The organism is Adhaeribacter terrigena, from assembly GCF_016623615.1.
GTDB lineage: Bacteria > Bacteroidota > Bacteroidia > Cytophagales > Hymenobacteraceae > Adhaeribacter_A > Adhaeribacter_A terrigena.
Genome location: NZ_JAEHFX010000001.1, coordinates 145,850 through 171,853, shown reverse-complemented (window position 1 = coordinate 171,853; position 26,004 = coordinate 145,850). Strand labels below are relative to the sequence as shown.

The window sequence follows — 26,004 nt, the reverse complement described above, 5'->3', positions numbered from 1 at the left end:
AAGGGGTTCGGTTGGAATTCAAGCGTTGTACCCCTCTTAAGCTTTTGTGTGGGAGGACAGGAAACTGCTCCGAAAACCCTTTCGGCGCATAAACTTGACCGTTAGGTCAAATACAAAAGCCTTCGAAAACAAGCTTTATCCTTTCACTTTTTCGGCTCAAAATCCTAGCGTTTTTTAAAGCTTCGAAACTTTAGCGCGCAGCATAAAATCGGCTAATACCAGCGCGGCCATGGCTTCTACAATGGGAACGGCGCGCGGCAATACGCAGGGGTCGTGGCGGCCTTTGCCTTCCAGCTGAATTTTGTTTCCTTCGGCATCGATGCTGGTTTGGGTTTGCAGAATGGTGGCTACCGGTTTAAAAGCTACCCGCAGGTAAATATCCTGCCCGTTGGAAATGCCGCCCTGAATACCACCGGAATAATTGGTTTTGGTCTGAATGTTGCCGCCGGAATCCTGAAAGAAAATATCGTTGTGCTCCGAACCGGTCATGCCTAATCCTTCAAAACCCGAACCGAAATCTAAGCCTTTTACCGCGTTTATGCTCAGCATGGCTTTACCGAGTTCGGCGTGCAGTTTATCGAAAACAGGTTCGCCCCAGCCAGCCGGCACCCCCTGGATCACGCAGCTTACCACCCCACCGATCGAATCGTTCTTATCGCGGGTTTCTTCAATTAGAGAAATCATCCGGCTGGCCGTTTTTCCGTCGGGGCAGCGCACGGCATTAGTTTCAATTTTACCCAAATCGAGTTGCTGGTAAGGCTTGCGCACTTTTATTTTCCCCACCTGCGACACGTAAGTGGCAATTTTTACTTTTTGGCTTTCGAGCAATTTAGCGGCAATGGCCCCGGCGGCTACCCGCGCCAGGGTTTCGCGGGCGGAACTGCGGCCGCCGCCCCGGTGGTCGCGGTGGCCATATTTGGCGGTGTAGGTAAAATCGGCGTGCGAGGGGCGGAAGGCGTTTTGCAGGTGGCTGTAATCTTTGCTTTCGGCATCCTGGTTATACACCAGCAGCGCAATGGGCGTACCGAGCGTTTTGCCTTCAAAAATCCCCGACAGGATCTCTACCTGATCGGCTTCCTGGCGCGGCGTGGTTAAATTGCTTTGGCCCGGTCTTCTGCGGTCCAAGGCCTGCTGAATTTCCTCCCGGGAAATTTCCAGCCCCGCCGGGCAGCCATCAATTACTACGCCCACGCCTTTGCCGTGCGATTCGCCGAAGGTGGTAATGCGGAAAAGTTTGCCGTAAGAATTGCTCATGCGCGGTTTTTATAAAACAGGAAAAGCGAAATGCCCGCCAGAAAAATAACCACCAGGTTGGTGTACATTTTAACTTGGGTAAACTGGTTCAGGCTTACGAGTTCGTTGCTTTCGGTTTCAATGCGTTCGTAGAACTGGCCCATATCTTTGGCCTGAATGGCGGCATCGTTATCCGCTTCGCCGGTTACGTGAATCTGCAGCTCCGATTGCAGGGTATCGTATTGGGCGGTGTTCGGATTAAAAAAAATAAAGCTGAATACGGGCTTGAGATCGAAAGTACCAGGTTTTTTGGGCGTAACGAAATAGGCATAACTTTTCCGGCCCGAAACCCTACCGTTTTGCCGGATTATATGCTGCTGCACATCGGGCGCGGTAAATTCCAGCCCGGGAACCGGCTCCGGAACCGGTGCATTTAAAACGGCTAAATTCCCTTCCCCGGCAATTTCGAAGGTGTAGGTAAAACTTTTGCCCACGGTGAACTGGCGGGTACTTAACTGCTCATTTAAGCGGTAATCGCCTACGGGCACACCGCTTTGCAAAGGGTGCGGCGGCGGCGGTTTTACAGGCACAATTTTGGGCGCGGTGTAATAGGTTTTATACGACGGTAGCCGGCTCTCACCAAAAATATCGGGTTCTTTGGCGATGCGGTATTTGATCATGTTCAGGCCCACCGAAGGAAACAGCAGCGGCTCGGTATTGATGGGAAAATACACGGCTTCGTAGAGTTTGTAGCGCAGGTATTCCTTTTTGTCGATGGTTACGATCTCGGGTTCTACGCTGGTTTGCGCAAAGCTTTCTTCCCAGGCATTGGCGGGTTTCAGCTTTTTCAGCATTTCGGAATACTGCCGGTTGAACTCGTAGAAATCGAGCAGGCGTTCGTCGCCGCGGGCTACGTAGAACGATAAATTTACGGGCAGGCCTTCGCCGGCAAAAATTTCATCTTTACCGGTGCTGAAAGCCAGAAAAGCGTCTTCTTTTTTGTCGATGTATTCCTGGGGTTTTTGTTTGCCGAAAAGTTCGTCGAGCAGGCCAAAACCCTGGAGCGGCGGTGCCGCTTTGGTAGCCGGCGGACCAACTTTCACGGTTCCGCCTTTTGATTCTACTTTGCGGCCGTTTACTTCTATGCTGAAAGGTTTTACCGGAAATTCCCCTTCTTTCAGGGCCGCATAATTCTGGGTAATGGTTTGCTCTACAGACGAAACCTGGCCGTTTACGGTATTGGTCTGGGTAGAAGAAAAACGGTTGCTTTTTTCAAAGCCTTCGATCTCGGGAAATTTACCGATGGTTTTTAACTGCTCGTTTTTAAGCGTTACCGAAATGGTAAAATACTCGTCTATGGGCACCGGACTTTTGCCCAGCTTTACCACAATTTCCTGCGCAAAGGCCGGCAAAAACGGTAGCAAAAGGAGGCAAAAAAGTATGAGGCGTTTTTTCATGAATGGCTTAAACCTTCCGGAATTCAAATTTACACTTTTCTGGCTTCCGGGAATACCGTTTTAAAATTAACTACAAAGGCAACATGGTCTACTTTTTTAGACTTTTCACCTTCGGAATCTGGCCGTTTACCAAAAACCACGGTAAACTTTCAGAAAAGGAGAACCCATGCGTGAGGTATTACCGTATATTTACTGCCGTTAGCCTTAACGTGCAACACAAAGAACAATAAACAATCATGTTAGAGTATATTAAAACTATTCTGGTTAAAGTAAGCTTCGATCAGTTTCTGTTTGAAAAAGAACTACGCAAATCATTTACGTTATTGGTTCAGGAAGAACTCAATGAGCTAAGAAACTGGTGTTACATTCAGTTTGCCACTTTGCACGCGCCGGTTTTAAACCAGGTATTTGCCAAAGTAGAAGCTTAATCTAACGGCTCGTTTATTTTCGTGACAAACTGGATATTTCGCTGCAACCCGGCAAAACCAGTTCGTTTCACCGCCGATTTTCTAAATATTTCCTGAAAAACTTCCTGCGTTATTTCCTGCCAGTCGGCAGCGTTTAGCTGCGGGAGTTTTTCGTGGGGAAGAAACGCCGGTTCATGATGCGGTTTGCTGAAACGGTTCCAGGGACAAACATCCTGGCAAATGTCGCAGCCAAAAACCCAGTTGCCGAACTTGCCGTTCACTTCCTCCGGGATCTGCCCTTTCAGTTCGATGGTGAAATAAGAAATGCATTTGCTGCCGTCTACCACGTAAGCCTGCGTAATGGCATCGGTCGGGCAGGCATCTATGCAGCGCGTGCAGGTACCACAGTAATCTTTTATCGGCCCGTCGTATTCCAGTTCCAGATCAATAATGAGTTCGGCAATAAAGAAAAAGCTGCCCGATTTCGGGTTTATTAGGTTTGAATTTTTGCCTACCCAGCCCAGGCCGCTTTTCTTTGCCCAGGCCTTATCCAGCACCGGCGCCGAATCTACAAAACACCTTCCTCCTACTTCTCCAATTGCTTCATTTATTGCCTGCAGCAGCGTTTTCAGCTTGTCTTTTATCACAAAATGATAATCGGTGCCATACGCGTATTTCGAGATCCTTAAACAGTCTTCGGATTGTTGTTCTTCCGGATAATAATTCAGCAGTAAGGAAACTACTGATTTGGCGCCGGGCACCAGAATTCTGGGATCAAGGCGTTTATCGAAATGGTTTTCCATGTAGCCCATTTCGCCGTGCATGCTTTTTTTCAGCCAGTTTTCCAGGCGCGGCGCTTCCTCTTCCAGAAATTCTGCTTTGGAAATGCCGCAGTAGAAAAAGCCGAGCTCGGCAGCTTTCTGCTTAATAAAATGGGTGTATTGGGTTTTGTTCAAAATGGGAATATACGGATCATAGAAAGAACAAATATCCGGCGAAAAAATTTCACTTCCTTTATTTGTTACATAAATCAGTTTTTACCCTCAAAACTATAGCGTTTTTCCGGAGGATGTTTCGAAACACAGCAGCAGGCTAAGGGTTTTCTATATTATAGCTGTCTTAAATCTGAATCATCAACCACTTCAATTTTTACACTATGAAAAAACTACCTGCCTTAATGCTAATACTCGTTTTAATGCTGAACGGGAAAGCCAATGCCCAGGGAATACTGGAACAAAACGGCAAGGTTTTTCACCTGCACCCTTCGGAAAAAGACTGGAATTATGCGCAAGCTTACCGGAGCGGCAACCTGCTTTACATTTCGGGCACGGTAGGCAACGACGACATGGATAAGGCCATGGAACGGGTTTACAAAACGCTGGAAGTTACCCTGAAGAAATACAACCTCGATTTTACGCACGTGGTGAAAGAAAACCTGTTCGCGAAAGATATTGAAGCGGTTAAGAAACATAAAGACATCCGGAGGAAATATTACGGTACCCACACGCCAGCCGCAACCTGGGTAGAAATTACGAGGCTTTTAGATAACGAATCGGTGCTGGAAGTGGAACTGATCGCAGAAATTAAAAAGACGGAGTAAAGTTTAATATTTAAAGCTTCGGATTGCAGCGAATGCAAAATTCGATTAAGCTAAAAAACGAAAAGAGCTGACCTTTGGGCCAGCTCTTTCAATTTTATTCTAATCTGATTTTTCAAGCTAAAACGCTATGGTTTCAGCCTTAAAAACTCCGGCTTATTCAAACAAAGTACCCACACGCTGCGGCGGAATTTTACCCAAGTGGCGATAAGCTGCTTCGGTTGCTTCGCGGCCCCGGGAAGTCCGCATGATGTAGCCTTCCTGGATCAGGAAAGGCTCGTACACTTCCTCAATGGTTTCGGCTTCGTCGCCGCAGGCCGTGGCAATAGTGCTCAAACCAACCGGACCACCTTTGAATTTCTCGATGATCGTAGTTAAGATCCGGATATCCATTTCGTCTAATCCGTTCTGATCTACATCCAAAGCATTCAGGGCAAAGCGGGCAATATCTACGGTAATGGTTCCGTCGCCTTTTACCTGGGCAAAGTCGCGGGTACGGCGCAGCAGGTTGTTGGCAATACGCGGCGTACCACGGCTCCGGCGGGCAATTTCAAACGCGGCATCGTCGTGAATGAAGGTTTGCAGAATTTCGCAGGAACGTTTTACAATGGTCGTTAATAAGGCCGAATCGTAATATTCCAGGCGGGAATTGATCCCAAAACGGGCTCTTAAAGGCGCGGTCAGCAAACCGGAACGCGTAGTGGCGCCAATCAGCGTGAACGGATTCAGGCTAATCTGCACCGAACGCGCATTCGGGCCGGAATCCAGCATGATGTCGATCTTGTAATCTTCCATCGCCGAATACAGGTATTCTTCCACGATCGGATTAAGGCGGTGAATTTCATCGATGAAAAGCACGTCGTTCTGCTCCAGATTCGTTAGCAAACCGGCCAGGTCGCTGGGCTTATCCAGAACCGGACCCGACGTAATTTTAATATTCGAATTCAGCGAGTTAGCAATGATGTGCGACAGCGTGGTTTTACCCAAACCCGGAGGTCCGTGTAATAAAACGTGGTCCAAGGCCTCTCCCCTCCGGCGCGCCGCTTCCACGAAGATTTTCAGGTTTTCCACCACCTTTTCCTGGCCGGTGAAATCGCTGAAATCGAGCGGGCGTAGTGCCTTGTCTATTTCTTTTTCGGCCGGCGACATGTGTTCATCCGAGCCGGTTAAATATTCTTCTCTCATACTTTTTTACCCAATTCTGATAGCGTTTTATCCTTCACTTTGCAGCAGGAAGAAATGGCTTTTCAGTAACGTTTTTGCGCCCGGAATAAGTCCCGGAGGCTATACAAATTTACGCTTTTTTACTAAAATTATTGCTATTAAAAGTGGTTTATCTAACGTAGTTAGCAAAGGGAGATTTAGAAATTTGTGGTGGTTTCTAAGCTGCCGTACTCAAGGGTTTAAAAGGCGTTGAATTTTAAATTTATTGCGTCATCCCGAGCGCAGCCGAGGGAACTATCGCGTACCGAACCCGCTGATCATTTTTGATTGAAAGATAAACGTCCACTTCTTCAACAATATAATTTAGAAATTTAAAATCCGGGTTTAGACTTTTAATTAACGCTTCTTTCTTATCCCTACGCCAACCTTTTACCTGCTTTTCTCTTTCAATTGCATGCGTTGGATTTGTGAACCTTTCAAAGTAAACTAACTTATAGCAATAATAGCGGCCAGCAAAAGTCTTTTTGTCACCACAATTCTCAAGATGTTGTTGGAGCCTTACTGCTAGATCGTTTGTGATGCCAATGTAATAGGTAGTCCGTTTAGGATTGGTAGTGATATAAACGAAGTAGATATTTCCAGACATATAACGATTAATTTGGACAATTCAACTTCTGTCTGGAATTATAAGTTCAACAGGTTCGGTATGCGATAGTTCCCTCAACCGCGCTCGGGATGACGCAATAATGTAATAACGCAAAACAAAAAGCAGCCCATCTCTGAGCTGCTTTTCAAAAAACGCTAGGCCTCTCAGCCTAAAAAGTCGAATTTCGAATAATCGAATATTCTTACTTGAACGCCTGAATGCCGGTTACATCGGCACCCGTGATCAATAAGTGAATGTCGTGAGTTCCTTCGTAGGTGATCACCGATTCCAGGTTCATCATGTGGCGCATGATCGGATACTCACCGGTAATACCCATGCCACCGTGGATCTGGCGGGCTTCGCGGGCAATGTGCAGGGCCATGTCTACGCTGTTGCGTTTCGCCATGGAGATCTGTTGCGTAGTAGCTTTGCCTTCGTTTTTCAGCATACCTAAACGCCAAACCATGATCTGGGCTTTGGTGATTTCGGTAACCATTTCGGCCAGTTTTTTCTGCGTTAACTGGAAAGCGGCAATCGGTTTATCGAACTGGATACGCTCTAAAGAATACTTCAAAGCTGATTCGTAGCAATCGATGGCGGCACCAATAGCACCCCAGGCAATTCCGAAACGGGCTGAGTCCAGACAACCTAAAGGACCTTTCAGACCGTCGATGTTAGGCAATAAATTTTCTTTCGGCACTTTCACGTTGTTAAACACCAGTTCGCCGGTGCAGCTGGCGCGTAAGCTCCATTTGTTGTGAATTTCCGGGGTGGTGAAACCTTCCATGCCGCGCTCCACGATCAGACCTTTAATGCGGCCCTGTTCGTTTTTCGCCCAAACTACCGCGATCTGGCATTCCGGAGAATTGGAGATCCACATTTTAGCGCCGTTCAACAAATAATGGTCGCCCATGTCTTTGATGTTGGTCAGCATGCCGCCCGGGTTCGAACCATGATCCGGCTCGGTTAAACCGAAGCAACCCAACCATTCGCCGCTGGCTAATTTTGGCAGATATTTATTGCGTTGTTCTTCCGAACCGTACGCGTAAATCGGGTACATTACCAAAGAACCTTGTACCGAAGCCGTAGAACGCATACCGGAATCACCGCGCTCAATTTCCTGCATAATTAAGCCGTAGGAAATGTAATCCAGACCGCCGCCGCCGTATTGTTCCGGGATGGTCGGACCAAACGCGCCTACGTCGCCAAATTTCTTCACGATCTCGGAAGGGAAATGTGCATCCTGCGCCCATTTTTCGATGTTCGGGGAAATTTCTTTTTTAACGAAATCGCGGATCGACTTGCGGATCAGCTTGTGCTCATCGGTCAGCAGGTCGTCGATGTTGTAATAATCTAAAAATTCGGTAGGGTTATAAGCCATAATTGTTCAGAGTAATTGCTGCGCAAAGGTAAAGGTTTGGCTTGTAGGAAAAAATTTGTGGTTAGTTTTTCGTTTGGTAGTTTTTAAGGTAGCAGATTTTAGGGCAAAAAGGATAGCGTTTTTCTGGGAATCTCCACTTTATTCGGTCATCTCGACATGAGGAGAGATCTCATCAGGGTGGCGGAAAATATGCTATTGACTTTTATGCCTTGAAAGTGTACCGTTTATCATAGCTGATATCTTTCATTTAATGAATTGCTGTCTTTTTTTTATAGCTAGCTTTTTCCCTCAAGCCGGGTGGCTTCGTTTCTGCGTTCGCGGCTGCAACCCTTCCTGCCCTACCGGGCTGCCTCCTGCGTCGGCACCGGAAAGCTTGGAGGCCGCTCTCACAGAAACTGGTGTCAGCTTCCCTTCGTAGCTCGCTTTCTTTTAGTTTAGTATCCCGGATAACGTGATCTTCAGGTGACGCTGCGCTGGCGATAGGCGTGAAATCTTGCTTAATTGAAATCCTGCGCATCTTTTAATTTTAAAAATCGTGTTCAAAAAAAAGCCTGCTCCAATCTCTTGGAGCAGGCTTACTGTCTGAATTTGGATCCGTCAGATTAATGGATCAGTGGATTCTAATTTGAATGGTAAAAACACCCTAGATCATTTTTTCCTTTCTTTACCAAAAATCCTTAAATCCTAAAATCTGACGAATCCAAATTCAGACAAATTAAAACTTCATCCCTACGCTTACCATAAAATTACGCGTGGCTTGCGGGTAATAATAATTGTAATCATAACGGGTCGCATCGCCGGAATACATTTCGGAGAAGGTGTAGCCGTTGGCTTCGTATTTTTCATTCAGCACGTTGTTTACCAGCAAGGCAAATTCCAGTTCGCGCATAAAAGCGGGTTTAATGGTGTAGCGCAGACGCAGGTCCATTATGCCGTAGCTATTCAGCATGCGGTTTTCGGAACTGGTGTTGTCTAAAAATTGCTTGCTGACGGTTTTGTAAAGGGCGGCAATTTTTAACCCGGTCAGCGGCTGCACTTCAATTTTATGCGCGGAAATTACTTCCGGCGAGAACGAAATATCAGTTTCGGAATACTTATTTTCTACGATGGTTTCCGGCACGTAATCTTCGTTGTACACATAAACCGTTTCGGTATAGTTCTGAATTTTATTGCGGCTCACCGTTAAATTGCTGCTCAGTTCCACCAATTCGTTCAGATTTAAAACGCCCGAAAGTTCGATTCCCTGGCGGTAGCTGTCTTTGATGTTCGTGCGTAACGGCGAGCCTACATCGTTCAACTGACCGGTTAATACCAGCTGGTTTTTGTAATCCATGAAGTAATAATTGGCATCGAAAGAGTAACGGGTTTTGGTGCCGAAAAGCGTAGCGTTTTGACCGCGCAAGCGGTAACCGGCTTCCCAGTTATACATGGTTTCGGGCATTGGTTTTTTGCCGGCTTCGCGGTCGGCTAGCGGCTGGTCAGTGAAATCGGAACGAACCGGTTCGCGGTTTCCTACGGCAAACGATGCGTAGAACGCCTGGTTATTAGTTACCGCATAGGTTGCGCCGGCTTTTGGATTCCAGAAATTGAAGGTGGTTTTTGGTAAGGAGGCGTCTACAAACTTATCGTCGAAACCGTTGATCTCGTAGTTAATGATGCGGTGCTGCAGATCGCCGAACAAACCAAGTTTTTCGGTGGCCTGGTAATTCACGCGGGCAAAAATATTAAAGTCGGTTTTAAGCGCTTTGTTTTCGTACCAGCGGTGACGAATATTGCTGTTGGAAGCATATTGGGCCCAAATCACTTCCCCGAAATGGTCGCCGTCGTAGGTGTTCCAGCCGCCGCCGATTGTAGCGGTCAAGCGTTCGTTCGGGGCGTAATAATTGGCGGCAAACGTAGCACCATAGAAATAATTATCGAGCCATTTCTGCTGAATCAAGTCGGTGCGTTTAATGGTAGTATCGCCTAAAACCAGCGGTTCAATGCCATAGTTGCTTAGTTTCCGGTCGTCTTTGTATTGCTCGTAATAACCGCGGCCGCGGGTGAAGTGGAATGCGCCGCCGAAGTCAAATCTGCTGCCGAAGTTTTTGGAATAATGCAGCTGGTAATGATCCTGCTGGTAATTATCGGTTTCGTTTTCGTATGTCAGGCTGTTGTACGTGCGGTTGGTTTTCAAAGAATCCTGCGGAATGCCGTTCCAGGCCTGGTAGGTTTTCTCTACGCCAGAGAAAGTCACGAATTTCAGGCTGCCGGTTTTGCCGTGGTAACCAGCCGCTACGTAATAACTTTTCAGGTCCGAGAAAGCGCGGTCTACGTAGCCATCCGAAGAGATTTTAGAAAGCCGCGCATCCAGGGTGAATTTATCGTTGATCAGACCGGTGCCGAACGAAACGCTATGCCGCCAGGTATTAAAACTGCCGTAACCGTTGGTGGCTTCCAGGTAGGCTTCGCGGTTTAAACCCAGGGTACGAATGTTCATGCTCGCGCCAAACGCCGCCGCTCCATTGGTAGAAGTTCCTACGCCGCGCTGGATCTGGATATCCTGAATGGAAGAAGCCAGGTCGGGCATGTTCACAAAGAAGGCACCGTGGCTTTCGGCATCGTTTACCGGCACCCCGTTGATGGTTACGTTAATGCGGGTAATATCCGAACCGCGGATGCGGATGCCGGTATAACCTACGCCCGCGCCGGCATCAGAATTTACCACTACCGATGGCGTTTGCTCCAGCAGATACGGAATGTCCTGACCAAAATTGCGCTCTTCCAGTTCTTCCTTGCTCACGTTGGTGAAAGTAGTGCCGGTTTTATCGTTGGCGCGGGTAGCGGTAATTACCACTTCGCCGGTGCGGATATTGCTTTTTTGCAGCGGAAACGCCAGCGTTTTGTCGGCGGTTAGTTCTACGGTCTGGCTTACCGGCTCAAAACCCAGGTACGAAACCCGAACGGTGTAATTGCCGGCTTCCAGGTTGGTGAAAGTAAAGTTCCCAGCGGCATCGGACATCTGGCCATTTTTAGCGGAAAGCTGCACCGAAGCGCCGGGCAAAGGTTGATTGGTGGCGGCATCGGAAACGGTGCCGGAAAGCGTGAACTGTGCGAACGCGAAGGCAGGCAGCAGCATGAGCACTAAAAGCGCCCGCAAAAAGGTAAACATAAATTGTAAAATGAGATTGATAAAACATACAGGCCACGAGGGGCTTGCAGCCTGCTTTTCTTTATAAGTTTTACCATGTTTTCCCTTCGCCGGCATTACCCGGAGCAGGTTCAATGGGTATAATCTCAGCCCGTTATATTAAGGCACCCCTAAACTGCTGCAAAGGTACAGCTTACTTTTTCAAATCAAAACAATACCGTTTTTAAAGTCCGCCACCATAATATATATCGTTACTCAAATTCTGGATTACGGGCAAAACCACAGGCCGGAATTTTTCGTTTTATGAGAACAGGTTTCCTTTCTGAGCGCCTGCATCTTTATGTTTTAAATTTAAGCTCTGCCGTGAATATGATCAGCCTATTTTACTCGCTTGTGGTGTTGGCCATGCTGGCTTATTTTGCGGTTATTCCCCGGAACCGTTTTCAACGCCCTTCTTCCGGCGACAACGACGATGACGGCGGCGAACCGCTCCAGGACGACCTGCCAGACCTGGATCTGCCCCCCGGAATCTCGCTGCCAATAAATGATTTCGAACCGGATTACAACCGCCCGAAAAAACCGAAACCCCAACTTACCTGAAAATATAAAAGCCCTGGATCGTTCCGGGGCTTTTTGCATTTAAAAATGGCAGGGTTTGGGGCGGGAAAAGTAAAGGCAAAAAAATAGCGCTGCTTCGAAGCGGCGCTATGGTAGTTTTATTTCAGAAAGGTTACTTCACTACTTCCACCCAGCCTTTAAACTTTTTGCCGTTCGGGGTCTGCAACAGGTAATAATACGTGCCGCTGCTTAATCCTTCTGCCTGCCATTCGCCCCGGTAATGCTGGCTGCTGAAAACTTCCTGGCCCCAGCGGTTAAAGATCTTCAGGCTGCTATTCGGGTACAGATGCAGGTTGCTGGCGGTAAAAGTATCGTTCAGGCGGTCGTTATTCGGGGTGATGATATTGGGAAAGCCAAGTTCGTTCTGAAACTCAACGCCCACGCTTTGGCTCCAGCTTTCCCGGCCGCTTGCCGAAACGGCTTTTATGCGGTAGCGCTGCCGGAAACCATCGCGGCCAGTCTTTAAGCTCAGGCTGGAATCGGTGGTAACGGCCAGCTTTTCAAAAGCCGTTTGCCCTTCCAGCTGCCGCCAGACTTCATATTGCACTGTTCCCGGCCAGCCTTTATAAGCGTTCCAGCTTAATTTCACTTCTCCGGAATTTTCCTGACCAGCAGCTGTGAGTTTTACCGGACGGTGAGCCTTAGAATACAGTTCATTGCTGCAATAGTTGCGGCCCTGCAGGCGGTAATGGCGCATTTCAAAAGCAGCCGCGGGTGCCCGGAAAACGGTATTGGCCAGGGAGCTTTGCCCGATGGATTCCCACTGACCGGTCTGGCTGTTTTGCGCAAAAATATTAAGGTAGACTGGCGGCGTGAGCGGCGGATGCTGCAGCTTGTATTGAATAATAAGATTCTCTTCCGCTTCGTCTAAGCCTACTGAGAGCAGTTTCAGAGCGGAGCGGTCGAATTCTACGGCTACAGTATGCGGCGCCGAACTGCAGCCGGACGCCGAAGTTTCGATCACGCTGTAACTGGGATTCACGCTAAGACTGTCCCAGCGGATAGTAGTCTGGCTGGTGCCCTGCCCGCTCAGCAGCGTTCCGCCAGAAACCTGCCATTGAAAAGCAGAACCCGGCATTCCCTGCACCTGGTGCGTTCGGGTAAGGGCTTCGGGGCAGAAAGTGTTGAAGACCGGGGAAGTGGTTACCGGGATCGGGTTTACCTGAACAAATAGGGTGAGCCAATTACCAACACAGCCATTCGGCAATGTTTCCTGCACTTTTACTTCACCCTGCCCTACCGTTTGCCAGTTTACCTGGACCGATCCGGAGCCTTGCCCGCCTATAATTGCGCCACCGATCACCTGCCAATGATAAATCGAACCTGGATTACCAGCCAGGCTGTAGCTTTGCTGCGACTGTTCACAAACCGAAGCTGGACCTTGTACTGCCAACGTAGTATCCGGGGAAGGAAGCACGGTAATGCGAAGCGTATCGGAAACGCCGTAGCACTGCGCCAACGAAGTTTGGGCCGATTCCTGCACCCAGAGCTTGTATTGACCCGGTCCCGGCCAGTTTACCCGCACCGCATGGCTGCTTTGCCCACTAACAATACTGCCACCTCTAATGCCCCATGTATAGACCGAACCCTGCGCCCGTGCCAACTGATACAATTGGTTTTGTTTATCGTTTTCGCAAAGCGTATCGTTGCCTTTGGGTTTTTCGGTTTGCAGCAGCGGGTTTATCAGTACCGGGAAGAAAACGGTATCGCCGGGGCAGTTAAAACGGTTGCTGCCCAACGCCCACACGGTTGCCGTGGCCGAAGCGGCGCCCCAGTTTACCCAAATGCTATCGCCGAAAGTCTGGCTGAGGCTGCCGCCCCGCACGCCCCAGATATAGCTATTGCCCGGAATCGGGTTTTGAACCTGATAGGTAATTTGCGGCGAACCGGGGCAAACCGATGCCGGGCCATAGATTACAGGCCTTGGCTCCGGCAGTACGATCACCTGCACCGGACTGCTGCGGGAGCAACCGTTAAAAGTAGCGGTTAAGGTATAGGTAAGCGTATCGGGTTTGGCCGAAGTATTGGTTAAGGTAAGCGTTGGTGCAAACGTATTAGCATTGCTTAACCCCGTAGTCGGCGACCAGCTGTAAGCATAAGCGCTGTTGTATTGCTGTGGCTGCAAAACGGTAGGAATTCCCGAGCAAAAAGTCCTGGCAGAGCCGGCATTAACTGCAATTTGGGGCTTTACCGTTATCTGTACGGTATCTTTGTCTTTGCCGCAGGTAGCGCCGGGGCCATCCATGGTTACAATAAACTGGTACGCCCGGTTGGTGGAGCCCGTATTCACCACGGAAAAAGTAGGATTGGCGATGGTGCTATCGGAGAGGTTGGTTGATGTGTGCCAGGTATAGTTATAGCCCGGCTGCGGCGAAGTGCCCAGTTGCACGGTAGCGCCTGAGCAAATGCTTTGATCGGGCCCTGCATTTACGTAAGCAGGCGGGGCCACCACCACGGTGATCCGGGCAGTATCGGAGTGGCAAGAACCGGAGCCAATTACAGTATAGGTGGTGGTAACGGTTGGCTGTACAATAGCTTCTGCACCATTAATGGTACCTAAGCCTTGCGCCGGAAGCCAGGTAAACTGGCTAGCCCCGGCCCCGAAAGCCGATAGCTTTACCGACTCGCCCTGGCAAATGTAGGGCCGTTCTGCGATTACCTGCAATTGGTTGGCGTTACGGAAGAGCGTTTGGTTCAGAGCGGGTAATCTTGCTCCGCCATTATTTTGCAGATAAATTGTGGTATCCTGAAAACCACAAGCTTGCCCTAGTTCGTTCGGGCAATTTATTACACTTAAATGAGGATTTGTATAAGTATAAAACGGATACCTAGTTCTATCAGGAAGTATGTAAATTTTCCCATTCATTCCTAACTGCATATCCAGGGCACCTAAAAAGCTGGAATTGCTGACCTGAACCTTTGATGATAAGGTTAGTTGAAAATTATTTTTTGTTAAATTATACTGAAAAACATTTGTAAAATCATTCAAATAGATTTTGGAATTGTCGGGCGAAAACGCTACTCCAAAAGTAAAGTAATTTAAGTTAAAGATCCTCGGATTGGTTAATACTCCGGTAGTACGGTCAAAATCAAATAACTGAACTATTTGTTGACCCTGTACTGCATCTGCGATTAACTGACTATTTGGTGATCCTTTCAGGGTACCTATATAATCTGCGACATTAGATCCGTTCCTATAAGAACTACCTACAGATGAAACTATTGCAGAATCGATACCTGCTGGAGTACATAAAAAAGAATAAAAATTATTCCCAAAGAGTGAATGAGTCACCACCCAAATGTCACGATTATTACTATGCATATTAGCTGTAATCTTAGCAGCAGTTCCCCAAGCTAAAACTATATTTTTCCGATTTTGAATGACTGCACCTTTTCTACCATCGGCCCTCATATCTATTTCTGAAACCAGAAAAGCAACCTGGTTTAAACTAGGAAAAATTGCGTAATTCTGAGCTACAAAAAGGTAATAGATACTTGAGCTCCCCGGCTTTTGAACTATCATACAATTTGGCTCTAGACCAGTAAAAGGGTTCCTAATTTGCCCATTAGGCATAATGTTGTGAAACCTATTATAAACATTCTTACCATCTGAATAAAAAAGGAGATTCCCATTTGCATCACTAATTGAAGCGCAACCGAAAGTACTTCCTGATTGACTTGAAAAATCAGGTATAGGCGGATTCATATTAAAATTCAAACCTGCCTTATCGCCAAAATACCACCAGGCCCCTTGCTTTTGCTGGGCCGGTAGCCGGCCAGCTAAAACCAGGGATAAAATAAAAAGCGGCCAAAACTTTTTCATAGTTGGTTGTTAAGAATATCAGAAAACATAACTTCCGGGCACCGGTAAATATTGTAACAACTACGGGTTTACCATAAAATCCTGGCTACGCGGAGCATGCTGCGCTTATTGCACGCACAATGTTTTTGCATGCAACAATACATAACACCAAAACTAAAGATCAGCATTTAAAACGCTAGGGTTTTAGCCTCAAAAAGTCGAAACAAAAAAAGCGCAGTTTAGGGCTGCGCTTTTTTTGAATTCAAATTATAGCTTTTTAATTTTTGGCTATTGCCAGCGGGCTTTTTAAACCTTTGTATTTGCTCAGGTTAATTTTAACCGAGCCAACAAACATTTCGGCCTGGATCAGTACCGGGATCTTGTTCTTATCGTCAGACAAATAAACGGTGATCGCATCTTCGCCATCGAATAATTTGTTTTTCGGCATTTTCGGCACCAGTTTAATGGCTTTTATTTTACCGGCCTTGGTTTCTACCGTTTCTTTGCCTTTATAGGTTACCGTAAAATCGAACACTTCATCGTCGAAGAAGCCCTGGATCTTGATCGGTTCGTTCATTTTGCGTTTGTCGTAATCGAGGGTACGCAGGTAATAAACGCCACTCACAATATCCTGCACATTATCGGGCACCTTAAAGGTGTTGGTTTCCTTTTTATCTTCTACCGTGGCCAGGTTCTTATAATGGTCGAACATGATATTCTCCTTTTTCCGGTACTTGCCTTCCTCGATGTTCCGGTGAAAACGTTGCGGTACAATGGAAGTGGTATCGATGTATGAACGCCAGGTATCGCGCACTTTCAGGAAGAAATCGAAAGAGCCGGTGGTTTTGCCAAACACGTTTACTTTGTAGCACGGCCGGTTATTGATCATCTGAATATCGTTGTCGATATCGATGGTGGCCTGGGCGGCGTTGATCAAGCCGTAATGCACAATGTAATCCAGCTTTTCGCCGGATCTAAAGCTGTCGTTGTCGATGTTGCGCATGGTGTCGCGGCTTCCGAAACCGGAAAAGGCAAACCCAAAAGCAACTAACAAAACCAGGAGCAGGGGAAAGAAATAACGTTTCATAGTGGGATAAATACTGATCTTTTGCTTCAATTTCAAAACCCGTACCAAATTGAATACGGGTGAAAACGGAAAAAGTATTGTTTCAGTTTGTAAACCATAAATAAACAAAAAAGGTGCGATTTAACACCGCACCTTTTTTCGTTTCATAGGTTCGAATTTTCGAGGTTCGCAGGTTCGGGATTCGTACGTTCGATTCAAATTCAGGCATCAGGTAACTGAAATCCCGAAGCGACTTTTAGCCTTCAAAAGCATAGCGTTTCTAAACGAACTATACTTTAAGAAAATCGAACCTACAGGTGTCGAACTTACGAAATTACTCTACGTCTTCCAGCGCGGCGGCAACCTTTTCTGGTTCGCCTTTCACCATCGCGCGGATCTTGCCTTCGATCTCTTCCATTAAGCCTTCGTTGTCTAACAGCAGGTTCTTAACCGAATCGCGTCCCTGGCCCAGTTTATCGCCGTTGTAAGCAAACCACGAACCGGATTTCTGAATGATATTCAGCTCTACGCCTAAGTCTAAGATCTCGCCTACTTTGGAAATACCTTCGCCATACATGATATCGAATTCCACCACTTTGAACGGAGGCGCTACTTTGTTTTTAACCACTTTCACCTTGGTGCGGTTACCGGTAATATTATCGGCGTTCTCTTTGATCTGGCCAATACGACGGATATCTAAACGAACCGAAGCGTAGAATTTAAGGGCGTTACCACCGGTAGTTGTTTCCGGGTTACCGAACATCACCCCAATCTTCTCACGTAACTGGTTGATGAAGATACAGCAGCATCCGGTTTTATTGATAGTACCGGTTAACTTACGCAATGCCTGCGACATTAAACGCGCCTGTAAACCCATTTTGCTGTCGCCCATATCGCCTTCCAATTCCGCTTTCGGAACCAGGGCAGCTACGGAGTCAATCACAATAATATCGATGGCACCCGAACGGATCAGGTTATCGGCAATTTCTAAAGCCTGCTCACCGTTATCCGGCTGGGCAATTAATAAATTCTCAACGTCGATCCCCAGTTTTTTGGCATAGGTCGGGTCGAAGGCGTGTTCTGCATCGATGAAGGCGGCAAGTCCGCCCGCTTTCTGGGCTTCGGCAATGCAATGCATGGTAAGCGTAGTTTTACCCGAAGATTCCGGGCCGTAAATTTCTACCACGCGGCCTCTTGGCAAACCGCCAATACCCAAGGCAATATCCAGCCCCAGCGAACCGGTAGAAATAGCAGGCACATCGTCTACTTTGGTATCGCTCAGTTTCATTACGGAACCTTTACCGTAGGCTTTGTCAAGCTTGTCGATGGTTAGCTGCAGGGCTTTTAACTTATCGCTGCTTGCTTTCATGTTGTCGGTTGCACTCATGTTGTCTTTTTCTTTTATAGCTTGTATATGTTATATATTCCGTAATTTCAGGCCTAAATTACTATTTTTAGCAATGCTTTGCAAGTATTTTTAGTATTCTCTTTTTATACTAGCGCTACTGCTTCCGTTTGCTGATTTGTAACAGACCAAGGTACTTTTTAGTGCCAAAACCCTAGCGTTTTTTATGCCTTTTTTTAGATTATTTTCCGGCGTATTGCTAATATTTTTAGCACAGGTTTGTTTTGCACAATTGCCAAACCAGGCGTTTCAGAAAGCGCCGCAGGTAAATCCCGCATACGCAAAAGAATTACGCCTGGGTATCAGAACGTTGGGCTTTTTTAAAAATAACGAATATTTTAATAAGATCGCCGATGGCTACACGCTTTTTGGTTATCATTTCATGCCGAGCTTGAGTTATTACCCTTCGGAAAAAGTAAAAGTAGAAGCCGGCGCTTTGCTCTGGAAAGATTTCGGAAGTTTTAAAATTACGCGTTTGCAGCCAACTTTTACGGTAACGTATACTTCCGGCGCGCACACACTTTTATTCGGAACGCTGAACGGAAATGCCAATTTCAATTACATTGAGCCGCTCTGGGATTTTGAACGCCAGCTGCTGGTGCCTTTGCAAAACGGCGTGCAGTATGTTTACCAGAAACCGAAATTCGATCTTCAGGCTTTTATAGACTGGCAGGTAATGCAATACCGTTTCGATACGCAGCAGGAAGAAGTGGGCGGTGGTTTTACCAGCAATATTGCCTTGTACCGTAAATTAAGGGAAGTGGCATATAATCAAAGTCCGCATCAGCCTGCCCAGATCCTAGTTTACCAAAAACACAATCTTAACCTCCCTATTCAGTTTACGGGTTTCCATCAGGGCGGCCAGATCGATACGAACGACCGCCCACTGACTACCCTTTTTAATGGAACCGTTGGCTTAGAATATACTTTTACCACAAAGCCGCGGGAAATTTACACCGCGTATGGCGGGTTAGTTTCTAAAAAGGACCAATTCCTGAAAAGCATCTACACCAAAAACTACTTTGTAGGCTACGACGATTATTCCTTTGAGCACCAGTTGCCTTTTCAAGGCGGAAGCGGTATTTACCTGAACGTAGGAACGGATATTCGTAAGTTCGGGGAATTGATGGTAAGCTACTGGCGCGGGAATGGCTACATTTCGGAATTTGGCGGCAGGCTTTACCAATCGGCAAGCACTACGGTTAAAAACCCGGGTTATATAGAAAAGAAGCGCGAATTACTGATCATCCGGCACATGAGCACCTTTCATTTAACCGAAGGCGTTTCGCTTACCAACCGCTTCGAGCCGTTCTTCGATCTCAACAAAGGCACGTTTGAATTCTCTACCGGTTTTTACGTGCATTTCGATACCGATTTTTTTCTCGGCAAACCCAGACTTCAGAACCCGAACCCCTAGCCTGAAGCGCATTGCAGTTTTTCAGGCTCAAAGTTTAGCGTTTTTCCTCCCGATAAATATTTAAAGAAACCCATTTCGGATAAATTACCGTATTAATCCTTATTTATGGCGATAAAATACAATATCCTTCGCCCTCACATTTGGTTTAACACGGTTAAAGATGAGGTTTTCAGTTTTACTTTCCGGAATAATACTAATCTGCTGCTGCAGCTGGCTTGCCTTTACCCATAAGCAACCCGCTTCTCCCGAAGGCCGGACCATTACGGGTCAGTTTAGCACAACCCTTGGGCTCACTCCGGAACAGGAACTGGGCAAACAACTTTTCTTCGACGCAAACCTTTCTAACCCCGTTGGGCAAAGTTGCGCCAGTTGCCATGCGCCCGCCAAAGCTTTTGCCGATCCGCAGCACCGCGCCGTTTCAGCCGGGGCCGCACCGGGCGTACTTGGCAACCGGAATGCTTCTGCAATAGCCTATGCTGCTTTCACGCCGCCATTATATTTCGATACTACCGAAGCGCATTACGTAGGGGGTTTTTTCTGGGATGGCCGCGCCAGCTCTTTAGCCGAACAGGCCATGGGGCCGTTGCTGAACCACGTTGAAATGAACGCCAATGCCGAACTGGTAGCCCGGCGCATTCAGCAGGCCAATTACCGGCCGCTTTTTGAGCAGGTTTATGGCGCGCAGGTTTTGGACGACCCCGAAAAAACCCTCAACAGTTTAGGCAAGGCCATTGCCGCTTTCGAAACTACTACCGCATTTCAGCCTTTTACCTCTAAATTCGATTATGTCAGGCAAAACAAGGCAACGTTTACTGAACAGGAATTACTGGGCCTGAAGCTTTTTAACGATCCGAAAAAAGGAAACTGCGCCGCCTGCCACCCTTCGGAACCCGACGCCCGCACCGGCAAAGTATTATTCACCGATTTCACCTACGACAACATTGGCGCACCGGTAAATCTGGAAATTAAAAAACGCCTGCAAGACAAATATCAGCCCGACCTGGGTTTAGGTAAAGTAGTGAAAAATGCGGAAGAAAACGGAAAATTCAAAGTGCCTACGCTGCGCAATGTAGCTTTAACGGCACCCTACTTTCATAACGGGGTAATTAAAACGCTGGAAGAATCGGTTCAGTTTTACAACCAGCGCGACAGCGGCAAATTCGGCAAACCGGAAATACCGCAAAACGTGAACCACGAAGAATTGGGCGATTTAAAATTAACCGACCAGGAAGTAAAAGCGATCGTGGCGTTTATGCACACGCTAACCGATGGCTACCAGCCGGAATAAGCCTCTTATTGAGTTTTTCAGGCCAAAAACATAGCGTTTTTCATTGCCTTTCCACTAAAAAAGCCTCGCGGATTATAGAAACCCGCGAGGCTTTTTTAGTGGCATTAGGTTCTTAAAATTCTACTTCGGGTTACGCACCACGTAGGTTTTGCTCAGGCGGTCGTGCCAGCCGATGCCGTTGCCCAGAAAAGAAATGTATTCGAAAGGAATGTAGCGACAAAGCGTGCGGATAAAAATTGCGCTAACGCCCGGTTTCTCATTGAATTCGGTGGTTACGTAAGTTTTGGTCAGCAATTTTGCCAGCGTTTTGCCGAAGAAAAATTCTGCCACAAAGTAATACACGAACTGCAAAGGGTATAGCAAACTGATAAACATGCCGGAAGAAACATCTTCCATGCTTTTGGGCATCATTTCGGGCGCAAAAATATTGAGGATCACAGAAGCTACTACGGCCAGAAAAATGCAATCGAGCATATAATTGATGAAACGGAGAAAACCGGGCGCCGCCGTAGGCATGGTTTCATCGAAGGTATTTTTTGCAGGATCAGTTTGAGTAAATTCGAAATTCATACTGTAAAGATACACGAAATAAATTCTGCTTCAGAAACGCTAAGCTTTCCGGCCTGAAAACTACTTTCAGGACCGAAAATCATAGCGTTTTACAACGAAAAAGCTGCCTTCTTCCGAAACGCAGCTTTTTACAATATCCTGGCGATCAGCAAAATTCCGCTAATCACTACTTCAAAGGCGGGTGGATCAGCATTTCGCGGTGATGCGGGTGAATGTGCTGGATCGGGCTTTTGAGCGTGGTCTGGTTGCTCATTACCATCATGGAACGGGCGGTTTCATTAAAAAATTCGAGGCGGCGGATCAGCATTTCCTTTACCAGAATTTTTCCTTCCGGCGTTTTCATGGAAGCGCGCTTATCATTCAGGATCCGTTCCATGGCTTTCAAAACGGCATTTTCCTGCTGCTTGTAGGCTTTGTAAAGTTCGTTTACGGCACTGATGCCTTCAGTTTTTATGTTCAGATCCAGGCCAACCTGCGTTAAAACTTCGGTGAACAATTTAACTTCCAGCGGCATGGTGGTGGAATAAGGCATGGTCCGGATATCGGTGCCTTTGTCCAGCAGTATGATAATGGTTTCGAGGTTATCTTTAAAACGTTGGTAAAGCGAAGCAGCTTCCATATCTCTAAATTCAGTTTCTACAAAAAACGGTAAGGTTTCAGATACAAAAATACGGAATTACCCTTTACCTTTTGGTTTGTGCCGAGGTATTTTCCGCTTTTGTTTCCGCTTCGGGCAGAAAGGCGTGCAAAATGGTCTGAGCCAGGTGCGCCGCCTGCTCACTTATCTCCGGCACGGCCGTAGATTCCCAGAGGGCACCGCGCATGGTAGGGCCGATGGTAAAAAATTTACACGATGGTTTTCCGTTTTCCTGGATCAGTCGGCCATCGGGCATGGCTTTTAAGCCCAGCTGCAGTTCATCGGCCGTAATCAGTTTTTGCACGAGCAGGTTCTGGACCAGCGGCATGGTTAATCGGGCGTAGTTTGCCTGCGGACCGGTACAATTAATAATGCGCTGCACCGGTATGGTTTCCGGATCTTTCTGCCCCCTTAATTTAAGCATGGCCCTTAGTTTTCCGTCGGTTTCGGTGGCGTTTTGCAGGCGTGCGGGTTTTACTTCCAGCTGGCCGCTATCGCGGGCGGCCTGAATGCGGTCTGCCACTTGTGGCGAAATGCGGTGCCGGAAAATTCCCCAGAGGGAGCTCAAATGGCGCAAAAATTTCTGCTTATCTTCCTTGCTCAGTCCCTGCCAGATCTGCTGGGTTTGCGGCCGCATCGAATCGATCAGGGCTTCGCAACTGCTGCCTTGGGCTACCGCTTTGCGGATGTGTTGTTTAAGGGCGGCATAGATCGTATTGAGCGAAAACGGCCCTTGCAGTTCTTTCCGGAAATCGGGATAAGGGGCAGTGTGGCGGTGCACCATCGGCAAATAACCCTTGGGCGAAATGGCAATAATTTTACCCGTGAATTTTTGTTCAAGCAAACTCAGCACCACATCTACCATAGTCAGGCCGCTGCCAACAAGTAAAACGGGTTCTTCCGGCCGAAGATCTTCGAGAATTTCCGGTTTCCAGGGATTGCCAAAATAGTTTTCGCCGGTTAATATTTCTTCCGGCAGCCTTAGCGGTTCGGGAGCAAAATTGCCCAAAGCCAGCACTATTTTTTCGGTCTGGAAACTTGGGCCGTTTTTCAGCTCCACCAAAAAATGTTTTTCAGAAAGTTCGGCAATAGAAATGGCTTCGTCTTCGATGATCTCGAGCTTAGAGCCGGCCGGCAGTTTTTCCAGCGCCATTTTCAAAATATTCGCTACGTATTGTCCGTAAACCCGCCGCGGCATAAACGCATCGGCCAGGGTTTCGCCGGGCTGGCAGAATTGCTCTACGTCGGGCTGCGTTTCGAGCCAGTTTACAAAGTGCCGCGGAATATGCGGAAAAGCACTCATGCGGCCGGAACGCACGTTGAGCAAATGCAGGTTACTTTCGGCCGAATAGGCCACTCCTTTAGAAAGCGGATAACCGGCGTTAATCAGTTTCACGCACACCGGGAACGGGCTTTGCCGCAGCAATTGCACCGCCGTAAGCGTACCGCTGAAACCTCCGCCGATGATGGTGATGCATTTTTCCGAGGCCATTGGTTTGCGTTTAGTTTCCGGGCGTTTTTTTCAGGCTTAATGTACAAATTTCGCGGCGGAAAGTTGCGTTTATTTCGGAAGGTTCTGACTTTTTATAGTCCAAAGCATAGCGTTTTCTGAATTTTTGGAAACAAAAAAGTCTGTTACTTTTTATGGTAACAGACTTTTGAGCACAAAAACCATAGCGTTTTGGCTTATAAAAGGTCCTGAATAATTTTTTCGGTAGAAATGCCTTCGGCTTCGGCTTTAAAGTTACGCACAATGCGGTGGCGCAGAATAGGCAAGGCAACGGCCTGCACATCTTCAATATCCGGGCTGTATTTCCCGTTTAAAAGCGCATTGCATTTGGCGCCCACAATTAAATGCTGCGAAGCCCGCGGACCGGCGCCCCACTCTAAATACTGGTTCGCCACGCTGGCAGCCATCTCGGTATTCGGGCGGGTTTTGTGCACCAGTTTCACGGCATAATCTACTACGTTATCTACTACCGGCACGCGGCGTACCAAGGCCTGGAAGGCCATGATTTCGTCGGAGTGGAGCACTTTGTTTACCGTAGCTTTCTGGCCGCTGGTCGTATTTTTCACGATCTGCTTTTCGGCTTCAAAAGAAGGATAACCCAGCGTGATGTTGAACATGAAACGGTCCAGCTGCGCTTCCGGCAACGGGTAGGTTCCCTCCTGCTCGATCGGGTTTTGGGTGGCTAAAACGAAGAACGGCTTGGGTAATTCGTATTTATGCCCGGCCACGGTTACCGAATATTCCTGCATGCTTTCCAGCAGCGCGGCCTGGGTTTTAGGCGGCGTACGGTTAATTTCATCGGCCAGGATAATGTTAGAGAAAACCGGACCTTTCACGAACTGGAAATTCCGGTTCTGATCCATGGTTTCCGAGCCCACAATATCAGAAGGCATGAGGTCGGGGGTGAACTGAATGCGATTAAAGCTCAGGTCTAAGGAAGAGGCAATGGTATGAATAAGCAAAGTTTTAGCCAGGCCGGGCACGCCCACCAGCAAACAATGGCCCTGCGAAAATACCGCGGTTAAAACCAAACGCACCACTTCATCCTGCCCCACAATTACTTTGGAGATTTCCTGATTCAGGTTTTTTACAGATTGAAATAAGGCGTCGGCAGCTTCTTTATCCGATGAAAATTGCTTCATAGTTTTGGTTTAATTCTGCATTTGCAACAGGTTGCAGTTCACAAAATCAGGGTTTACTTCCATAAACACCGATCCACGGTTTTTCTCGAACCATTCGTCGAGGGCGTTATTGCGTTTTTCAGCTAAAGCGGCCGCCGATATTTTCTGGTAATCGTCTTTCAGGTTGGCCTGGTGCGGCGGGGTTTTCGATTTCAAATAAATAATGCGTTGCGCTTCTTTGCCATCGTCGGTGCGGTAAGGCATGGGCTGGCTGATCTGCCCCACGGTCATGGTATCGATGATAAAGAACACAGCCGGGTTAATTTTATCCAGCGGAATGTACGAGCTGCCGTCTTTGGGGTTGGCAAATAAACCGCCGTTGTTCTTTGTTTCGCGGTCGTCGGAGTTTTCTTTGGCCGCTTTGGCAAACGAAATACTGTCTTTTACAATGGCGGCGCGGAGTTTAGCAAGTTCTCTTGCAGTTTCGGCCAGGTCAATTTCGCTGGCGGCCGGTTTAATTAAGATGTGGCGGGTATTGAATTCTTCGCCCCGACGCTCAATTAACTGAATTAAGTGAAACCCGAACTGCGATTCTACAATGTGCGAAAGCTTGCCGGGCTCGAGTTTCAAAGCGGCCGCTTCGTATTCGGGCACCAGTTCTTTTTTCTTGAAAAATCCCAGCGTTCCGCCTTCAGCCGCCGAGCCCGGATCTTCGGAATACTGGCGGGCCAGGGTAGCAAAATCTTCACCGGCTTCAATGCGTTTTTTCAGGGCTTCGAGGCGGGCACGGGCTTCGTCGCGGTTTTTGCGGCTGGGCTTGCCAATTTTCACGATCTGGCCCACTTCCACTTCGGTAGAAAAATACGGTAAGCTGTCTTTGGGAATTTTATTGTAGTATTTGGCTACTTCGCTTGGCGTTACTGAAATGCGGCCGGTAATATTATCCTGCATTTTCTGCATTACCAGCTGGTCGCGTACCTGTTTGGCGAGTTCGTCTTTCAGTTGTTTAATGGTTTTGCCGTAATATTCTTCCAGTTTCTGCTCGCTGCCGATCTGGGCTACAAAGTACGCCATCCGGCGGTCCAGTTCGCCTTTCACCTGGTCGTCGGGCACTACCACCGAGTCGGCATCGGCGCGGGCCAGCATCAGTTTGTTCATTACAAGGCTGCGCAGAATTTCGCATTTCAGGTCGGGGGCATTGTTTACCTGGCCGGAAGCCATCGCCTGGGCGTAATTTATTTCCAGCTCGGAACGCAGAATGATCTGGTTATCGAGCTTTACAATAATGCCGTCGAGCACCGTATTTTTTTTCTGTTGGGCAAAAGCCGGCAACATTACCAGACAGGCAAGCCACAACAGAAAAGTTTTTTTATCTGAAAGGATACCGTTTTTAAAAGCGATCATTTATAAAGTAAAGTAAAATAAGCGGCCGTGAAGCAAATTGCGCTTACAAGCCTTAACGCAAAAATAGCGTGTTAATTTGATTTTGTTGCCGGAATTTTTGGAACCCGCTAAAAAAGAAAAAGCGCTGCCGGGAAAGCAGCGCTTTTTAAAG

20 protein-coding genes and 1 riboswitch are annotated in these 26,004 nt (G+C 47.5%); of the genes, 5 read left to right on the top strand and 15 right to left on the bottom strand.

The features are described 5' to 3' along the window. Positions 1-174: 174 nt before the first annotated feature. Both aroC and I5M27_RS00805 read right to left on the bottom strand, forming a co-directional pair. Positions 175-1,254 carry a chorismate synthase gene (aroC, locus tag I5M27_RS00810; protein WP_200504131.1) on the bottom strand — a complete coding sequence of 360 codons (1,080 nt, stop codon included), beginning with the start codon at positions 1,252-1,254 and terminating at the stop codon, positions 175-177. Next, positions 1,251-2,690: a BatD family protein gene (locus tag I5M27_RS00805; RefSeq protein ID WP_200504130.1), complete on the bottom strand. Its 1,440-nt coding sequence runs from the start codon at positions 2,688-2,690 to the stop codon at positions 1,251-1,253. The genes aroC and I5M27_RS00805 overlap by 4 nt, the downstream gene beginning before the upstream one ends. Before the next feature lie 236 nt (positions 2,691-2,926). On the opposite strand from I5M27_RS00805, the gene I5M27_RS00800 reads away from it, so the two are divergent. Further along, positions 2,927-3,118 carry a hypothetical protein gene (locus I5M27_RS00800; protein WP_200504129.1) on the top strand — a complete coding sequence of 64 codons (192 nt, stop codon included), beginning with the start codon at positions 2,927-2,929 and terminating at the stop codon, positions 3,116-3,118. Here I5M27_RS00800 and queG read toward each other — a convergent pair. Next, a complete protein-coding gene (gene queG, locus I5M27_RS00795) occupies positions 3,115-4,053 on the bottom strand; it encodes a tRNA epoxyqueuosine(34) reductase QueG (RefSeq protein WP_200504128.1) in 939 nt (312 codons plus the stop codon). The two genes, I5M27_RS00800 and queG, sit on opposite strands and share 4 nt — an antisense overlap. 200 nt (positions 4,054-4,253) lie before the next feature. On the opposite strand from queG, the gene I5M27_RS00790 reads away from it, so the two are divergent. Continuing rightward, the gene (locus I5M27_RS00790) at positions 4,254-4,697 is read left to right on the top strand and encodes a RidA family protein (RefSeq protein ID WP_200504127.1); all 444 of its coding nucleotides are present in this window, start codon (positions 4,254-4,256) and stop codon (positions 4,695-4,697) included. A 153-nt stretch (positions 4,698-4,850) separates the two neighbouring features. On the opposite strand, the gene ruvB is transcribed toward I5M27_RS00790, so the two are convergent. From ruvB to I5M27_RS00770, 4 genes are all read right to left on the bottom strand, one after another. Next, on the bottom strand, positions 4,851-5,879 hold the full coding sequence (gene ruvB, locus I5M27_RS00785) for a Holliday junction branch migration DNA helicase RuvB (RefSeq protein WP_200504126.1): 1,029 nt from the start codon (positions 5,877-5,879) through the stop codon (positions 4,851-4,853). Positions 5,880-6,120: 241 nt separating this feature from the next. Beyond that, positions 6,121-6,504, bottom strand: coding sequence for a GIY-YIG nuclease family protein (locus I5M27_RS00780; RefSeq protein WP_200504125.1), 384 nt, complete (start codon positions 6,502-6,504; stop codon positions 6,121-6,123). Between the two features lie 202 nt (positions 6,505-6,706). Further along, on the bottom strand, positions 6,707-7,885 hold the full coding sequence (locus I5M27_RS00775) for an acyl-CoA dehydrogenase family protein (protein ID WP_200504124.1): 1,179 nt from the start codon (positions 7,883-7,885) through the stop codon (positions 6,707-6,709). Positions 7,886-8,600: 715 nt separating this feature from the next. Next, the gene (locus I5M27_RS00770; protein ID WP_200504123.1) at positions 8,601-11,036 is read right to left on the bottom strand and encodes a TonB-dependent receptor; all 2,436 of its coding nucleotides are present in this window, start codon (positions 11,034-11,036) and stop codon (positions 8,601-8,603) included. A 64-nt stretch (positions 11,037-11,100) separates the two neighbouring features. Further along, positions 11,101-11,197, bottom strand: a riboswitch (TPP riboswitch). Positions 11,198-11,384: 187 nt separating this feature from the next. On the opposite strand from I5M27_RS00770, the gene I5M27_RS00765 reads away from it, so the two are divergent. Then, positions 11,385-11,615, top strand: coding sequence for a hypothetical protein (locus I5M27_RS00765; RefSeq protein WP_200504122.1), 231 nt, complete (start codon positions 11,385-11,387; stop codon positions 11,613-11,615). 130 nt (positions 11,616-11,745) lie between these two features. Here the strand turns inward: I5M27_RS00765 and I5M27_RS00760 are convergent, their stop codons facing one another. From I5M27_RS00760 to recA, 3 genes are all read right to left on the bottom strand, one after another. Next, entirely contained in the window at positions 11,746-14,298 is a 2,553-nt protein-coding gene (locus I5M27_RS00760; protein WP_200504121.1) for a gliding motility-associated C-terminal domain-containing protein, read from the bottom strand. 1,414 nt (positions 14,299-15,712) lie between these two features. Continuing rightward, positions 15,713-16,522: a DUF3108 domain-containing protein gene (locus I5M27_RS00755; protein WP_200504120.1), complete on the bottom strand. Its 810-nt coding sequence runs from the start codon at positions 16,520-16,522 to the stop codon at positions 15,713-15,715. A 313-nt stretch (positions 16,523-16,835) separates the two neighbouring features. Then, positions 16,836-17,870, bottom strand: a complete 1,035-nt coding sequence (recA, locus tag I5M27_RS00750) for a recombinase RecA (RefSeq protein ID WP_200504750.1) — start codon at positions 17,868-17,870, stop codon at positions 16,836-16,838. Positions 17,871-18,072: 202 nt separating this feature from the next. Between recA and I5M27_RS00745 the strand changes: the two genes are divergently transcribed. Both I5M27_RS00745 and I5M27_RS00740 read left to right on the top strand, forming a co-directional pair. Continuing rightward, the gene (locus tag I5M27_RS00745; RefSeq protein ID WP_234462331.1) at positions 18,073-19,323 is read left to right on the top strand and encodes a hypothetical protein; all 1,251 of its coding nucleotides are present in this window, start codon (positions 18,073-18,075) and stop codon (positions 19,321-19,323) included. A gap of 160 nt (positions 19,324-19,483) precedes the next feature. After that, the gene (locus I5M27_RS00740; protein ID WP_200504119.1) at positions 19,484-20,611 is read left to right on the top strand and encodes a cytochrome-c peroxidase; all 1,128 of its coding nucleotides are present in this window, start codon (positions 19,484-19,486) and stop codon (positions 20,609-20,611) included. Positions 20,612-20,731: 120 nt separating this feature from the next. Here I5M27_RS00740 and I5M27_RS00735 read toward each other — a convergent pair whose 3' ends face one another. The 5 genes from I5M27_RS00735 to I5M27_RS00715 form a co-directional block, all read right to left on the bottom strand. Then, on the bottom strand, positions 20,732-21,181 hold the full coding sequence (locus tag I5M27_RS00735; RefSeq protein ID WP_200504118.1) for an RDD family protein: 450 nt from the start codon (positions 21,179-21,181) through the stop codon (positions 20,732-20,734). Positions 21,182-21,347: 166 nt separating this feature from the next. After that, entirely contained in the window at positions 21,348-21,800 is a 453-nt protein-coding gene (locus tag I5M27_RS00730; protein ID WP_200504117.1) for a hypothetical protein, read from the bottom strand. Between the two features lie 64 nt (positions 21,801-21,864). Then, positions 21,865-23,310: an FAD/NAD(P)-binding protein gene (locus I5M27_RS00725; RefSeq protein WP_200504116.1), complete on the bottom strand. Its 1,446-nt coding sequence runs from the start codon at positions 23,308-23,310 to the stop codon at positions 21,865-21,867. Positions 23,311-23,504: 194 nt separating this feature from the next. Next, entirely contained in the window at positions 23,505-24,470 is a 966-nt protein-coding gene (locus tag I5M27_RS00720; protein WP_200504115.1) for an AAA family ATPase, read from the bottom strand. A gap of 9 nt (positions 24,471-24,479) precedes the next feature. Beyond that, a complete protein-coding gene (locus I5M27_RS00715) occupies positions 24,480-25,853 on the bottom strand; it encodes a peptidylprolyl isomerase (protein ID WP_200504114.1) in 1,374 nt (457 codons plus the stop codon). Between the last annotated feature and the right edge of the window lie 151 nt (positions 25,854-26,004).